The sequence below is a fragment of the Ramlibacter sp. JJN2-2R genome (assembly GCF_057747835.1).
Genome location: NZ_CM173226.1, coordinates 4,010,470 through 4,026,212, shown reverse-complemented (window position 1 = coordinate 4,026,212; position 15,743 = coordinate 4,010,470). Strand labels below are relative to the sequence as shown.

Below are 15,743 nucleotides of genomic sequence, written 5' to 3'. Positions count from 1 at the left end.
GCGGTGCGAGGGTCACTGTAAGCTCCGGGGCCAGTACACGAGCAGTACAGTTGGCCGGATCAGATGGGCCTCTGTATTGGTCCTGTCGGCAATACACGCGGGAGTGCATCGATGTTGACCAAGGCCTCGTCGCAATCGCTGACCGAGCAGCTGTCGAGCCGCTTCGCGCAGCGCATCCGCGATCGCCTGCTGGCGCCCGGTGCCCGGCTGCCCTCGGTGCGGCAATGCGCGCAGCAGCAGGGCGTGAGCGCGTCGACGGTCGTCGCCGCCTACGACCAGCTGCTGGCGCAGGGACTGGTGGAGGCGCGCAAGAACCGCGGCTTCTTCGTGCGCGAGCCGGCCGCCCGGGCGTCGGACGCGTCGCCTCCGCCCGGCGCGGCGGAAGTGTGGGCCACGGGCACGGGCTTCACCACCGCGCGCGCGCACACCCCGATCGACGCCACGGCGTTGATCCGCGGCATGTTCCACAGGGTGAGTGCCAAGCCGCAGCCCGGCATGGGCGCCTTCCCGCCGGAGTGGCTGGAGTCCACCTTCATGCCGGCGGCGGTGCGCAAGGTCACGGGCACGCGGTCGCTGCACGAGTTCTCGCTGCAGTACGGCGAGCCCCTGGGCGACAGCAGCCTGCGGCGCGCCCTGTCGAAGAAGCTCGCCACGCTGAACGTGCACGCGGGGCCGGAGAACATCATCACCACCGTCGGCGCGACGCACGCGCTGGACATCGTCAGCCGCAGCTTGCTGCGCCCGGGCGACCCGGTGATGGTCGAGGAGCCCGGCTGGGCGGTGGAGTTCGCGCGCCTGACCGCCCTGGGCATGCGGCTGTTGCCGGTGCCGCGCCGCGCGGACGGCCCCGACCTGGAGGTCATGGCGCGCTACTGCGAGGCCCACCGGCCCAAGATGTACGTGAGCGTGAGCGTCTTCCACAACCCGACCGGCTATTGCCTGTCGCCGGGCAGCGCGCACCGCCTGCTGCAGCTGGCCAACCAGCACGACTTCCACATCGTCGAGGACGACACCTACAGCCACATCGCGCCCGAGCACGCGACGCGCCTGTGCGCCCTGGACGGCCTGCAGCGCACCATCCACGTCAGCGGATTCGCCAAGGTGCTGGCGCCCAACTGGCGCGTGGGCTTCCTCGCGGCCCACCCGTCGCTGATCGAGCGGCTGCTCGATACCAAGCTGCTGGCCACGCTGACGACGCCCGCGCTGCTGGAGCGCGCGCTGGCGCTGTGCATGGAGCAGGGGCAGCTGCGGCGGCATGCCGAGCGGCTGCGCACGCGGCTGGACGTGGCGCGCAGCCGCAGCGTGAAGCTCGCGCTGGCGGCCGGCTGCCGCTTCGCCGCCGAGCCCGCGGGCCTGTTCGGCTGGGTCGAGACCGGCGTGGACACCGATGCCCTGGCGCAGCGGATGCTGGACGAGGGCTACCTGCTCGCGCCGGGGGCGCTGTTCCACGCCGAGCGCAAGCCCAGCACGCTGATGCGCATCAACTTCGCGACCACGCAGGACGCGGCGTTCTGGAAGACCTATTCGGCGCTGGTGCGCAAGATGTAGCCCGCGGCTAGAGCATCGAGTCGGGCGCAATCGGCGCCAGCAGGTTCACCAGCGTGCGCAGCTTGAAGTCCGCCTCGGGCTCGCTGGTCGCGTCGGGGAAGCCGGCGCCGGGCGGCGCCCGCCAGACGAGCTGGTTGTCCGCCAGTTCGAGCCGGTAGGCGCCCCGTGCGAAGGTGCCCTCGACCAGCCGCGCGGCGGCCTGCGCCAGCGGACGGCTGCGGATCAGCAGCGCCACTTCGCTGTTCTTCTGCTGCGAGCGCAGGTCCAGGTTCATCGAGCCGATCACGGACAGGCTGCGGTCGACGATGACGGCCTTGGAGTGCAGGCTGGCGCGCGAGGTGCCGCTCTTGGATCCGCCGGCGCCGCTGCCCAGGCCCCCGCTGCCGCCGCTGCCGCGCTGCTTGGCGTCGTCGCCCAGGCCGGCGGTGGCCGGGTCGGCGCGCATCTCGTGCAGCTCGACGCCCATGGCGAGCAGGTCGCGGCGGTACCGGCGGTAGCCCGCGTGCGCGGCAGGCGCGTCGTTGGACGCCAGCGAATTGGTGAGCACCCGCACGGCGACGCCGCGTTGGCGCAGCTGCGCGAACACCTTCATCATCTCGGGGCCCGGCACGAAGTAGGGCGAGATGATCAGCAGCTCCTGCCGCGCCTGGCCCATCAGCTGCAGCAGGCCGTCCACCACCGTGTCGCCGGCACGCACCTCGTCCTCGTCGGGGGCGACCTTGCCGGGCTTGTCGGCCAGCAAGGTGGCCGGCGCCCAGGTCAGGGGCACCTGCCGCAGGTCCATCGGCGGCCGCTGCGCGCTGATCACCGCCGTCGGCGTCGCGTTGGGCAGCACCGTGCGCGCGGGCTGCGAGGCCACGGCCGAGGGCAGGCCCGGCAGGGCCGGCATGCGCGAGGCGTCGGACGTGGGCGTGCGGTTGCCCTCGTCCTTCTGCAGGCGATCCAGCTCCTTCTTGTCCAGCAGGGTCTGCACCGGATAGGCGAGCTCGTCGTTCCAGTAGCGGTCGAAGCTGGCGGACATCTGGCGCACGATGGCGCCCGCCGCCAGCACGTCCAGGTCCACGAACGCGCTCTTGTCGTCGCCACCGAAATACGCATCGCCCAGGTTGCGGCCGCCGGCGATGCCCCAGGCGTTGTCGGCGATGAACAGCTTGTTGTGCATCCGTTTCTGGATGCGGCCGCTCTCGTGCAGCGAGCCCAGCACCTTGCCGAACAGGGAGCCGCGCGAACCGGGCAGCGGGTTGAACAGGCGCATCTCCACCCCCCGTTCGAAGGCCAGCCGCAGCACCTGGGCGTCCTGGCCGACGGTGTTGAAGTCGTCCAGCAGGATGCGCACGCGCACGCCGCGGCGCGCGGCCCGGCGCAGCCCTTCGAGCAGGAGCTCGGTGCTGGCATCCGCATGGATGGCGTAGTACTGCAGGTCGAGCGTGCGCTGCGCACCCTCAATCAGTGCCAGGCGGCTGCTGAACGCCGCGTCGACGCTGTCCAGCAGGGTGAAGCCGGAATCGCTGCGGGCCTGGCCGCGGCGGGCGGCGGCCAGCTGGCCCAGGGCCGTCTGTTCCGGCGTGTCGAGCGCCCGCGATGGCGTGCGCTGCACATTGGGCGGCACGCTGGCGCAGCCGGCGGTCGCGGTGCACAACAGCAGGACGGCGAGCAGGCGAAACAGCCAGTCGCGCAGCTGCGCGACGGAGGCCGGGAGATGGGCTGGGATTGGCACGACCATGGCCGGTTCACTGTAGCCCCGGCCCGGCTGCGGCGGGGGCCCGGCAAGGTCAGCCGTGGCCGCCTGTTGGCGACAGCGCAGCCTTACAGGTTGCCGAGCGCTTCCCAGCGTTCGAGCGCGCCCATCAGCTCGTCCTCGATGGCGGCGCTGCGCGTGGCCAGTTGCGCCGCGCGGCCGGGGTCGGTCGCATAAAGCGCTCCGTCGGCCAGTTCCGCGCTCAACGCGGCCTGCTCCTGCTCCAGCGCCTCGATGCGCCCGGGCAGGGACTCGAGTTCACGCTGCTCCTTGTAGCTGAGCTTGCGCTTCGCGATCGCCGGGGCACTGGCGTCGAGCGCCGCGCCGCCTTCGGCCCGAACGGGCCTGGCCGGCGCCGCGGCGGACGGCTGCAACGCCGCCGACCGTTGCGACTGCAGCAGCCAATCCTGCACGCCCCCTTCGTATTCGCGCCAGCGCCCGTCGCCCTCGAAGGCGATGGTGCTGGTCACCACGTTGTCCAGGAAGGTGCGGTCGTGGCTGACCAGGAACACGGTGCCCTCGTAGTCCTGCAGCAGGTCTTCCAGCAATTCGAGCGTGTCGATGTCCAGGTCGTTGGTCGGCTCGTCGAGCACGAGCACGTTGGCGGGCCGCGCGAACAGGCGCGCGAGCAGCAGGCGGTTGCGCTCCCCGCCGGAGAGCGACCGCACGGGCGAGGCCGCCCGGGCCGGCGAGAACAGGAAGTCGCCGAGGTAGCTCTTGACATGCTTGCGCTGGCGGCCGATCTCGATCCATTCGCTGCCCGGGCTGATGAAGTCCTCGAGCGTGGCGTCGAGGTCCAGCGCATCACGCATCTGGTCGAAATACGCCACCTGGAGGCTGGCGCCCTGGCGCACCTTGCCGCTGTCGGGCGCGATCTCGCCGAGGATGAGCTTGAGCAGCGTGGTCTTGCCGGCGCCATTGGGGCCGATCAGGCCGACCTTGTCGCCGCGCAGGATGGTGGCGCTGAAATCGCGCACGATCGGCCGGCCCCCGAACGACTTGGACACGTCCTGCAGCTCGGCGACGATCTTGCCGCTGGGCGCGCCCGAAGCCACGTCCATGCGCACGCGCCCGAGCGCATCGCGCCGCTGCGCGCGCCGCTCGCGCAGGCGCTCCAGGCGCGAGATGCGACCCTGCGCGCGCGTGCGCCGGGCTTCCACGCCCTTGCGGATCCAGACCTCCTCCTGCGCGAGCAGCTTGTCGGCCTTGGCGTTGATCACCGCCTCCTGCGCCAGCTGCTCGTCCTTCAGGACCTGGTAACGCGTGAAATTGCCGGGGTACGAGCGCAGCTGGCCGCGATCGAGTTCGACGATGCGCGTGGCCACGCGGTCGAGGAAGGCGCGGTCGTGGGTGATGGTGACGACGCTGCCCTTGAAGTCGAGCAGCAGGCCCTCGAGCCACGCGATGGCTTCGAGGTCCAGGTGGTTGGTGGGCTCGTCCAGCAGCAACACGTCGGGCCGCGTCACCAGCGCCTGTGCGAGCGCGACCCGCTTGCGGGTGCCGCCCGACAGGGTGCCCACGCGCGCCTGCGGATCGAGGTGCAGGCGCTGCAGCGTCTCCTGCACGCGCTGCTCCCAGTTCCAGCCGTCCTCGGCCTCGATGCGTCCCTGCAGCGCGTCCAGGTCGCCCTCGCCGCGGGTGTAGGTCGCGATCAGCGCCAGCACGCCGGCGAGGCCGGCCTGGACGCTGTCGAACACGGTGGCCTGTTCATCCAGCGCCGGCTCCTGCGCGACGTAGGCCGTGCGCAGTCCCTGCTGGCGCTGCAGCGTGCCGTCGTCCACGCGTTCCAGGCCGGCCAGGATCTTCAGCAGCGAGGACTTGCCCGCGCCGTTGCGGCCGATCAGGCCGACGCGCTCGTTCGATTCGAGGGCGAACTCGGCATGGTCGAGCAGAGGGACATGGCCAAAGGCCAGTTGGGCATCGGAGAGGGTGAGGAGCGCCATGGAGCGCGCGATTATGGGCGCGCCGTCTGGGGTGGCGCCCCTATCGGGGCCGCGGGGCGGCCCGATATAGTGGTCCGGCACAACAAGGAGGCGGGCGTGCAGCTCACGGTGAATGGTCAGCAGGTGGAAGTCGATGCCGAGCCGCAGATGCCGCTGCTGTGGGTGTTGCGGGACCTGCTGCACCTCACGGGCACCAAGTACGCCTGCGGCGTCGCGGCCTGCGGCGCGTGCACGGTCCGCGTGGACGGCCAGCCGGTGCGCTCGTGCGTGACGCCGGTGTCGTCCGCGGTGGGCAAGCGCGTCGTGACCATCGAGGCGCTCGGCACGCCGGGCCGGCCGCACCCGCTGCAGGCGGCGTGGATCGCCGAGCAGGTGCCCCAGTGCGGCTACTGCCAGAGCGGCATGCTGATGGCGGCGGCCGCGCTGCTGGAGCGCAAGCCCAAGCCCACCGACGCCGACATCGATGCGGCCATGACCAACATCTGCCGCTGCGGCACCTACCAGCGCGTGCGGGCCGCGATCAAGCGGGCGGCGGGGATGGCCACGTGAGGCGGCGCACGCTGTTCTTGGCCGGCGCCGCGGGCGCCGGCGCGCTGCTCGTCGGCTGGCTTGCCCTGCCGCCACGCTCGCGCCTGGGGTCGCCGGGCCTGCTGGCCGCCGGGGAAGGCGAGGTCGCGCTGAACGGCTGGATCAAGATTGGCGCCGACGGGGCCGTGATCCTGGCCATGCCCCGCAGCGAAATGGGACAGGGTGTCTACACGGCGCTGCCCATGCTGGCCGCCGAGGAACTCGACGTGCCGCTGGCGGGCGTGCGCATCGAGCGCGCCGGCAGCGACGCCATCTACGGCAACGTGGCGACGCTGCTGGCCGGCCTGCCGTTCCACCCGCTCGACGACGAGCGCGAGGACGGCTTCGGTCGCGTGCGGGCTGCCCGCTGGGTCGTCGGCAAGGTCGCGCGCGAGCTGGGCATCAATGCCACCGGGGGCTCCACCAGCGTCGTGGACGCGTGGGAGGTCGTGCGCATGGCGGCGGCCACCGCGCGCGCGTCGCTGCTCGGGGCGGCCGCGCTGCAATGGAAGCTGCCGGTCGACGAGCTGGCGGTCCGGGACGGTGTCGTGACGCACGCCTCCGGCCGGTCGGCGCGCTACGGCGAACTGGCGCGGTACGCCGCCGCGACGCCGCCGGGCACGGTGCGGCTCAAGCCCGGCACGCAGTGGAAGCTGATCGGCCGGCCCGCGCCGCGCCTCGATGTGCCGGCCAAGGTCGACGGCTCGGCGCAGTTCGGCACCGACGTGCGTCCGGACGGGCTGAAGTTCGCGGCGGTGCGTCTGTGCCCGATGCTCGGCGGCTCGCCGGGGCGGATCGACGCGTCGGCGGCGCTGAAGCTGCCCGGCGCCGAGCGGCTGGTGCTGCTGCCGTCCTATGCCGGTTCGACGGCGGGGTTCGCCGTCATCGGCAGGACGTCCTGGCACGCGATGCGGGCGGCCTCGGCCGTGGACGTGGACTGGCAGCAGCGGCCCGCCGGGCCGCTGGACTCGCAGGCGGTCGAGCGGCAGCTGGAGGCGGCGGTTCGGAGCGGCAGCGGTTTCGCCTTCCATTCCCGCGGGGATGTCGACGCCGCCGAGCGGCATGCGGCTCGGCTGGTCGAGTCCTGGTACCGCGCGCCCTTCCTCGCGCACGCCACGATGGAGCCGATGAACTGCACGGCGCGCGTGGCGGGCGGCAAGGTCGAGGTGTGGGCGCCGACGCAGGTGCCCGTGATGGCGCGGGACGTCGCCGCCCGGGTGGCCGGGGTGCGGCCCGACGACGTCCAGGTGCACGTGCCGTTCCTGGGCGGTGGGTTCGGCCGGCGGCTGGAGGTCGATTACGTCGCGGTGGCGGTGCGCGTGGCGATGGATGCGGGCGGGGCGCCGGTGCAGGTGCTGTGGCCGCGCGACGAGGACACCACGCACGACTTCTACCGACCCATGCACGTGGCCCAGCTGCGCGCGGCCATCGACGGGGCCGGCAACGTGCAGAGCCTTCGCATCAAGTCAGCCGGCGATGCGATCACCCCGCGCTGGTTCGAGCGCGCCATGCCCTCGCTCGCCGGCCGCGTCGACCTGCCCGACAAGACCACGGCCGAGGGCCTGTTCGATCTTCCCTACGGCTTCGAGCACCAGCGGATGGAGCATGTGGCGACGCACACCGGGGTGCCCGTCGGCTTCTGGCGTTCGGTCGGGCATTCGCACAACGCCTTCATGGCGGAGTCGTTCATCGACGAACTGGCCGCGCAGTCGCGACAGGATCCGGTCGAATTCCGCCGGCGGCTGCTCAAGCACGCTCCCCGCTACCAGGCGGTGCTGGACCTTGCTGCGCGGCAGTCGGGATGGGGTTCGACGCTTCCCGCGGGCCGCGCGCGCGGCGTGGCGCTGCACGAGTCGTTCGGTACCGTCGTGGCACAGGTGGCGGAGGTGTCGCTCGATGCGGGCGGGATCCGTGTCCATCGGGTCGTCTGCGCGGTGGACTGCGGCACGGTGGTGAACCCCGGCATCGTGGCCCAGCAGATGGAGGGGGCCGTCGTCTTCGCGCTCACCGCGGCGCTGCACGGCAACATCGACATCCAGGAAGGCCGCGTGCGGCAGCGGAACTTTCCCGATTACCGGATGCTCACAGCTGCGCGCACGCCGAAGGTGGAAACCCACCTGGTGTCGAGCCAGCGACCGCCTGCCGGTATCGGTGAGCCGGGCGTCCCGCCCCTGGCGCCCGCGGTGGCGAATGCGCTGTTCGCGCTCACCGGGCGGCGGCTGCGCAGCTTGCCGCTGATAGTGGACGCGTCGTAAGAGTGTGCATCGCGCCTTGGGGCTTCAGCCAAAGCGTGCTATAGTCGCGGGCTCAGCTGATGACGGCGAAGCGAACAGCCAGCCGACCGACGCAGAGATAGGGCGAAGAAGAAAAAAGCAACCTTGATTGACCGGGACGAAAAAACCGGTATAGAATTCGAGGCTCTGCTGAACGCAGCAACGTAGCGCAAGCAACGACGCAGCGAATCAGCAAAAACCCTAGAGTTTGACAGGACTTCAAAAAACCTGTTATGATCGCAGGCTTCGCTGATCGCAGCGACAGCAGCAAGACAAAGCGGAAACGTGGTGGATTGCAAGCGGGTTCGTTAACAACATACAGCCGATAAGCGTGGGCGTTTGATGGCGACTGCCAAGTTCTTCGGAACTGGGTCCGCAAGGACCTACAAACGCTCATAGATAGACAAGACGCTTCGCGAAAGTGAAGCACCTTGTCGATTCCAAATGAGTGGCCTCGAAAGAGGCAAACAAATCAAGATCGAACTGTAGAGTTTGATCCTGGCTCAGATTGAACGCTGGCGGAATGCTTTACACATGCAAGTCGAACGGCAGCACGGGGGCAACCCTGGTGGCGAGTGGCGAACGGGTGAGTAATACATCGGAACGTGCCCAGTCGTGGGGGATAACTACGCGAAAGCGTAGCTAATACCGCATACGAACTGAGGTTGAAAGCGGGGGACCGTAAGGCCTCGCGCGATTGGAGCGGCCGATGGCAGATTAGGTAGTTGGTGGGGTAAAGGCTCACCAAGCCGACGATCTGTAGCTGGTCTGAGAGGACGACCAGCCACACTGGGACTGAGACACGGCCCAGACTCCTACGGGAGGCAGCAGTGGGGAATTTTGGACAATGGGCGCAAGCCTGATCCAGCCATTCCGCGTGCAGGATGAAGGCCCTCGGGTTGTAAACTGCTTTTGTACGGAACGAAAAGGCTCTTTCTAATACAGAGGGCTCATGACGGTACCGTAAGAATAAGCACCGGCTAACTACGTGCCAGCAGCCGCGGTAATACGTAGGGTGCAAGCGTTAATCGGAATTACTGGGCGTAAAGCGTGCGCAGGCGGTGATGTAAGACAGATGTGAAATCCCCGGGCTCAACCTGGGAACTGCATTTGTGACTGCATCGCTGGAGTGCGGCAGAGGGGGATGGAATTCCGCGTGTAGCAGTGAAATGCGTAGATATGCGGAGGAACACCGATGGCGAAGGCAATCCCCTGGGCCTGCACTGACGCTCATGCACGAAAGCGTGGGGAGCAAACAGGATTAGATACCCTGGTAGTCCACGCCCTAAACGATGTCAACTGGTTGTTGGGTCTTCACTGACTCAGTAACGAAGCTAACGCGTGAAGTTGACCGCCTGGGGAGTACGGCCGCAAGGTTGAAACTCAAAGGAATTGACGGGGACCCGCACAAGCGGTGGATGATGTGGTTTAATTCGATGCAACGCGAAAAACCTTACCCACCTTTGACATGTACGGAATTCCGCAGAGATGTGGAAGTGCTCGAAAGAGAGCCGTAACACAGGTGCTGCATGGCTGTCGTCAGCTCGTGTCGTGAGATGTTGGGTTAAGTCCCGCAACGAGCGCAACCCTTGTCATTAGTTGCTACGAAAGGGCACTCTAATGAGACTGCCGGTGACAAACCGGAGGAAGGTGGGGATGACGTCAAGTCCTCATGGCCCTTATAGGTGGGGCTACACACGTCATACAATGGCCGGTACAAAGGGCAGCCAACCCGCGAGGGGGAGCCAATCCCATAAAACCGGTCGTAGTCCGGATCGCAGTCTGCAACTCGACTGCGTGAAGTCGGAATCGCTAGTAATCGTGGATCAGAATGTCACGGTGAATACGTTCCCGGGTCTTGTACACACCGCCCGTCACACCATGGGAGCGGGTTCTGCCAGAAGTAGTTAGCCTAACCGCAAGGAGGGCGATTACCACGGCAGGGTTCGTGACTGGGGTGAAGTCGTAACAAGGTAGCCGTATCGGAAGGTGCGGCTGGATCACCTCCTTTCTGGAAAACAGCGGTCAAAATTGAACGCCCACACTTATCGGTTGTTGGAAGGTTGTCGCCAACGGCCAGGCTGGAAACAGCTTGAGTTGCTAGCGACCGGCTTGGGTCTGTAGCTCAGTTGGTTAGAGCACCGTCTTGATAAGGCGGGGGTCGTTGGTTCGAGACCAACCAGACCCACCATCCCTCCTGCACACCTTGGGGGATTAGCTCAGCTGGGAGAGCACCTGCTTTGCAAGCAGGGGGTCGTCGGTTCGATCCCGTCATCCTCCACCAAACAACAAGATGCGCAACACCAAAGCGGCTTCGCAAGAGGCTGTTTTGTTGTTGTCTCCAGGATTGCCTGGAAGCAATCGGCTGTTCTTTAACAATTCATAGAGTCGAATCAGCGTTGCTCGCGGAAACCGCTTCATGGCGGACCGTGCCGCGAGCGACAATTTTGATTGCGTCAAATGAACTTCACTTCGAAGCAATTCGAATGAAGACGGCATAACGCGCCAGGTGAAAGACCTGGCAATTCCTTGATGGACTGCGAAGCCTCGTGAGAGGGGTCAAAGTTATAGGGTCAAGTGAATAAGAGCATGTGGTGGATGCCTTGGCGATTACAGGCGACGAAGGACGTGATAGCCTGCGATAAGCTTCGGGGAGCTGGCAAATAAGCTTTGATCCGGAGATTTCCGAATGGGGAAACCCACCCTTAGGGGTATCGCATGATGAATACATAGTCATGCGAGGCGAACCGGGTGAACTGAAACATCTCAGTAGCTCGAGGAAAAGACATCAACCGAGATTCCGAAAGTAGTGGCGAGCGAAATCGGAAGAGCCTGCTAGTGATAGCACGACTGTTAACGGAACGGCATGGAAAGGCCGGCCATAGCGGGTGATAGCCCCGTACGTGAAAACAGACGTGTGGTACTGAGCTAGCGACAAGTAGGGCGGGACACGAGAAATCCTGTCTGAAGATGGGGGGACCATCCTCCAAGGCTAAATACTCGTAATCGACCGATAGTGAACTAGTACCGTGAGGGAAAGGCGAAAAGAACCCCGGGAGGGGAGTGAAATAGATCCTGAAACCGCATGCTTACAAAAAGTCGGAGCCCGCAAGGGTGACGGCGTACCTTTTGTATAATGGGTCAGCGACTTACATTCAGTGGCAAGCTTAACCGAATAGGGAAGGCGCAGGGAAACCGAGTCCGAACAGGGCGTTCAGTCGCTGGGTGTAGACCCGAAACCAAGTGATCTATCCATGGCCAGGATGAAGGTGCCGTAACAGGTACTGGAGGTCCGAACCGACTAGTGTTGCAAAACTAGCGGATGAGCTGTGGATAGGGGTGAAAGGCTAAACAAACTTGGAAATAGCTGGTTCTCTCCGAAAACTATTTAGGTAGTGCCTCAAGTATTACCTTCGGGGGTAGAGCACTGTTTAGGCTAGGGGGTCATGGCGACTTACCAAACCTATGCAAACTCCGAATACCGAAGAGTACAGCTTGGGAGACAGAGCACCGGGTGCTAACGTCCGGACTCAAGAGGGAAACAACCCAGACCGCCAGCTAAGGTCCCTAAAATTGGCTAAGTGGGAAACGAAGTGGGAAGGCTAAAACAGTCAGGATGTTGGCTTAGAAGCAGCCATCATTTAAAGAAAGCGTAATAGCTCACTGATCGAGTCGTCCTGCGCGGAAGATGTAACGGGGCTAAGCCAGTTACCGAAGCTGCGGATTTGCACGCAAGTGCAAGTGGTAGGAGAGCGTTCTGTAAGCCTGTGAAGGTGTCTCGAGAGGGATGCTGGAGGTATCAGAAGTGCGAATGCTGACATGAGTAGCGTTAAAGCGGGTGAAAAGCCCGCTCGCCGTAAGCGCAAGGTTTTCTACGCAACGTTCATCGGCGTAGAGTGAGTCGGCCCCTAAGGCGAGGCAGAGATGCGTAGCTGATGGGAAACAGGTCAATATTCCTGTACCGATGTGTAGTGCGATGTGGGGACGGAGAAGGTTAACTCATCCGGGTGTTGGATGTCCCGGTTCAAGCCTGTAGTCGTGCCTGGTAGGTAAATCCGCCGGGCTTAGATGAGAGGTGACAACGAGGCGGCTTGCCGCCGAAGTGAGTGATACCCTGCTTCCAGGAAAAGCCACTAAGCTTCAGCTACACACGACCGTACCGCAAACCGACACTGGTGCGCGAGATGAGTATTCTAAGGCGCTTGAGAGAACTCGGGAGAAGGAACTCGGCAAATTGACACCGTAACTTCGGAAGAAGGTGTGCCTTTAGTAGGTGAAGTCCCTCGCGGATGGAGCCCAATGAGGTTGCAAAAAATCGGTGGCTGCGACTGTTTAATAAAAACACAGCACTCTGCAAACACGAAAGTGGACGTATAGGGTGTGACGCCTGCCCGGTGCTGGAAGATTAAGTGATGGGGTGCAAGCTCTTGATCGAAGTCCCAGTAAACGGCGGCCGTAACTATAACGGTCCTAAGGTAGCGAAATTCCTTGTCGGGTAAGTTCCGACCTGCACGAATGGCGTAACGATGGCCACACTGTCTCCTCCCGAGACTCAGCGAAGTTGAAATGTTTGTGATGATGCAATCTCCCCGCGGAAAGACGGAAAGACCCCATGAACCTTTACTGTAGCTTTGTATTGGACTTTGAACAGATCTGTGTAGGATAGGTGGGAGGCTTTGAAGTGCGGTCGCTAGATCGCATGGAGCCAACGTTGAAATACCACCCTGGTGTGTTTGAGGTTCTAACCTAGGCCCGTGATCCGGGTCGGGGACAGTGCATGGTAGGCAGTTTGACTGGGGCGGTCTCCTCCCAAAGCGTAACGGAGGAGTTCGAAGGTACGCTAGTTACGGTCGGACATCGTGACGATAGTGCAATGGCATAAGCGTGCTTAACTGCGAGACTGACAAGTCGAGCAGATGCGAAAGCAGGACATAGTGATCCGGTGGTTCTGTATGGAAGGGCCATCGCTCAACGGATAAAAGGTACTCTGGGGATAACAGGCTGATACCGCCCAAGAGTTCATATCGACGGCGGTGTTTGGCACCTCGATGTCGGCTCATCTCATCCTGGGGCTGTAGCCGGTCCCAAGGGTATGGCTGTTCGCCATTTAAAGAGGTACGTGAGCTGGGTTTAAAACGTCGTGAGACAGTTTGGTCCCTATCTTCCGTGGGCGCTGCAGATTTGAAGAAGCCTGCTCCTAGTACGAGAGGACCGGAGTGGACGCACCTCTGGTGTATCGGTTGTCACGCCAGTGGCATTGCCGAGTAGCTATGTGCGGAAGAGATAACCGCTGAAAGCATCTAAGCGGGAAACTCGTTCTAAGATGAGATCTGCCGGGGCCTCGAGCCCCCTGAAGAGTCGTTCAAGACCAGGACGTTGATAGGTCGGGTGTGGAAGCGCAGCAATGCGTTAAGCTAACCGATACTAATTGCTCGTGCGGCTTGACCCTATAACCTTGATCGTTCGATCACGGTTGTTATGCCAAGTGACGCAATCCAAATAAGCTGATTTGCTCTATGAATTGGTTGTCTTGACCCAGTCAAGATGACGACAAGTTATGCCTGATGACCATAGCGAGGTGGTCCCACTCCTTCCCATCCCGAACAGGACAGTGAAACGCCTCTGCGCCGATGATAGTGCGGATTCCCGTGTGAAAGTAGGACATCGTCAGGCTCTTACGCCGAGCAAAGCCCCGCCACAGTTCACCCTGTGACGGGGCTTTCGCCATTGGGGCGCGCGAATTTCAATTCGGCGAAACTTTGGCGGCGTGCGTCGTAACTCACTTATCTGCTTGGACTTCGACTTTCGCGCGACGTCATGCGTGCCACGCCATGCGACGCCAGACGCGTGACGCACGCGACTCGGTCATCACGCGCGCACAGGCTGGCCGCGCGCGAATCGCGGCGGTCGCAAAGCCCTCGAATAGGTGCGAATCAGCGAATGGCGCGACTCAACGCGCCTGGGGCCGGGTGGCTCTACTTGCCCGCCCGCAGCTCGCGTCGCAGGATCTTGCCCACGTTGGACTTGGGCAGGTCCTCGCGGAATTCGATGTACTTGGGCAGCTTGTAGCCGGTCAGGTTCTGGCGGCAGAACTTGGCCACGTCTTCCTCGGTGAGGATCGGGTCGTTCTTGACGACGTAGATCTTGATCGCCTCGCCCTGCTTGTCGTCAGCCACGCCGACCGCGGCGCACTCGACGACGCCGGGACACAGCGAAATCACGTTCTCGAGCTCGTTGGGGAACACGTTGAAGCCGCTCACCAGGATCATGTCCTTCTTGCGGTCGATGATTCTGGTGTAGCCGCGCTCATCCATGACGCCGATGTCACCGGTGCGCATGTAGCCGTCGGGCGTGAAGGCGTTGGCCGTCTCATCCGCCTGGTTGTAATAGCCGGTCATCACGTTCGGGCCCTTGATGCAGATCTCGCCGGCGTCGCCCAGCGGCAGGCTGCGACCCGCGTCGTCCTTGATGGCAACCTCGATGGAGGGCAGCGGCAACCCGATCGTGCCGGAGAACTCCCGCGTCATCACCGGGTTGTTGGTGCCGATCGCGCAGGTCTCGCTCATGCCCCAGCCCTCGACCATGGCGCAGCCCGTCGCCTTCTGCCACTGCCGTGCCGTGCCTTCCGAGGCGGCCATGCCGCCCGCCTGCGAGACGCACAGCTGAGAGAAGTCGACGCTGCGGAATTGCGGATGCTGCAGCAGGGCGTTGAACAGCGTGTTCACGGCCGGCAGGATGTGGAACGGGCGGCGCTTGAGCACCTCGATGAACTTGCCGATGTCGCGCGGATTCGGGATCAGCGTCAGGTGCGCGCCCCAGCGGATGCCGAGCAGGCACAGCGTGAGCGCGAAGATGTGGTACAGCGGCAGCGCGGCGATCAGGTTGCACTTGCCGACGTCGCCGACCTTGCCCAGCGCCGGCGTGAACCACGCCTCGGCTTGCAGGATGGCCGCCACGATGTTCCGGTGCGTGAGGACCGCCCCCTTCGACAGCCCGGTCGTTCCGCCCGTGTATTGCAGGAAGGCGATGGAGTCGAGGGTCTGCGGCGTCGGCTTGAGCTGCAGGCGAAAACCCTGCTTCAGCGCCTTCGCGAACGGCACGACTTGGCGCCCACCGGCCAGCGGAAGCCGATAGGCCGGAACCATCTTGGCCAGGTGGCGGACCGCGAACGTGATCCAGAGTCCGTACCACGAGCCCAGCAGGTCGCCCATCGAGGCCACCACCACGTGCTTGACCTGCGTGTGGTCGATCACCTCCTCGAGCGTGTGGGCGAAGTTTTCGAGGATGACGATCGCGCTGGCGCCGGAATCCTTCAGCTGGTGTTCGAGCTCCCGGGCGGTGTACAGCGGATTGACGTTCACGCACGTGTACCCGGCGCGCAGGATCGCCGCCATGGTGACGGGAAACTGGGGAATGTTGGGCAGCATGAGCGCGACGCGCGCTCCGGGCTCCAGTCCCTGGGCCTGCAGCCAGGCGCCCAGCGCGGCCGACCGCTCGTCGAGCTCGCGGTACGACATCCAGGATTCCATGCAGACCGAGAAGGGCCGCGACGCATGGCGGCGGAACGATTCCTCGAGCAGCTGCGTCAGCGAGGTGTACTGACCCGGATCGATGCTGTGCGGAACGCCTTCGGGGTAGCTGCGCAGCCAGTGCTTGTCCATCCGTGATCTCCTT

At 64.5% G+C, this 15,743-nt stretch carries 6 protein-coding genes, 2 tRNA genes and 3 rRNA genes; 8 read left to right on the top strand and 3 right to left on the bottom strand.

What is annotated here, in order from left to right; genetic code table 11:
* Positions 1–111 precede the first annotated feature (111 nt).
* On the top strand, positions 112–1,548 hold the full coding sequence (locus tag AC3ANR_RS19590; protein ID WP_488289774.1) for an aminotransferase-like domain-containing protein: 1,437 nt from the start codon (positions 112–114) through the stop codon (positions 1,546–1,548).
* Between the two features lie 7 nt (positions 1,549–1,555).
* Here the strand turns inward: AC3ANR_RS19590 and AC3ANR_RS19585 are convergent, their stop codons facing one another.
* A complete protein-coding gene (locus tag AC3ANR_RS19585; RefSeq protein WP_488289773.1) occupies positions 1,556–3,271 on the bottom strand; it encodes a phospholipase D-like domain-containing protein in 1,716 nt (571 codons plus the stop codon).
* 83 nt (positions 3,272–3,354) lie between these two features.
* A complete protein-coding gene (locus AC3ANR_RS19580) occupies positions 3,355–5,229 on the bottom strand; it encodes an ATP-binding cassette domain-containing protein (protein WP_488289772.1) in 1,875 nt (624 codons plus the stop codon).
* 96 nt (positions 5,230–5,325) lie between these two features.
* On the opposite strand from AC3ANR_RS19580, the gene AC3ANR_RS19575 reads away from it, so the two are divergent.
* The 7 genes from AC3ANR_RS19575 to rrf all read left to right on the top strand — a co-directional run bounded on the left by AC3ANR_RS19575 (position 5,326) and on the right by rrf (position 13,742).
* Positions 5,326–5,778, top strand: a complete 453-nt coding sequence (locus AC3ANR_RS19575; protein ID WP_488289771.1) for a (2Fe-2S)-binding protein — start codon at positions 5,326–5,328, stop codon at positions 5,776–5,778.
* On the top strand, positions 5,775–8,051 hold the full coding sequence (locus AC3ANR_RS19570; RefSeq protein WP_488289770.1) for a xanthine dehydrogenase family protein molybdopterin-binding subunit: 2,277 nt from the start codon (positions 5,775–5,777) through the stop codon (positions 8,049–8,051). Before AC3ANR_RS19575 ends, AC3ANR_RS19570 begins: the two co-directional genes overlap by 4 nt.
* Before the next feature lie 498 nt (positions 8,052–8,549).
* Positions 8,550–10,080, top strand: a 16S ribosomal RNA gene (locus AC3ANR_RS19565).
* A gap of 103 nt (positions 10,081–10,183) precedes the next feature.
* A tRNA-Ile gene (locus AC3ANR_RS19560) sits at positions 10,184–10,260 on the top strand.
* 17 nt (positions 10,261–10,277) lie between these two features.
* Positions 10,278–10,353 (top strand) — tRNA-Ala (locus AC3ANR_RS19555).
* Between the two features lie 287 nt (positions 10,354–10,640).
* A 23S ribosomal RNA gene (locus AC3ANR_RS19550) occupies positions 10,641–13,518 on the top strand.
* A 111-nt stretch (positions 13,519–13,629) separates the two neighbouring features.
* Positions 13,630–13,742: ribosomal RNA gene (gene rrf / locus AC3ANR_RS19545) — 5S ribosomal RNA — on the top strand.
* Together the 16S, 23S and 5S rRNA genes with 2 tRNA genes alongside form the textbook arrangement of a ribosomal RNA operon.
* A 302-nt stretch (positions 13,743–14,044) precedes the next feature.
* Here the strand turns inward: rrf and AC3ANR_RS19540 are convergent.
* Positions 14,045–15,730: an AMP-binding protein gene (locus tag AC3ANR_RS19540; RefSeq protein ID WP_488289769.1), complete on the bottom strand. Its 1,686-nt coding sequence runs from the start codon at positions 15,728–15,730 to the stop codon at positions 14,045–14,047.
* Positions 15,731–15,743: the final 13 nt, after the last annotated feature.

Bases quoted from the DNA above. Each gene is read 5' to 3' on its own strand.
- AC3ANR_RS19590 (WP_488289774.1), top strand. From the start codon at position 112: ATGTTGACCAAGGCCTCGTCGCAATCGCTGACCGAGCAGCTGTCGAGC.
- AC3ANR_RS19585 (WP_488289773.1), bottom strand. From the start codon at position 3,271: ATGGTCGTGCCAATCCCAGCCCATCTCCCGGCCTCCGTCGCGCAGCTG.
- AC3ANR_RS19580 (WP_488289772.1), bottom strand. From the start codon at position 5,229: ATGGCGCTCCTCACCCTCTCCGATGCCCAACTGGCCTTTGGCCATGTC.
- AC3ANR_RS19540 (WP_488289769.1), bottom strand. From the start codon at position 15,730: ATGGACAAGCACTGGCTGCGCAGCTACCCCGAAGGCGTTCCGCACAGC.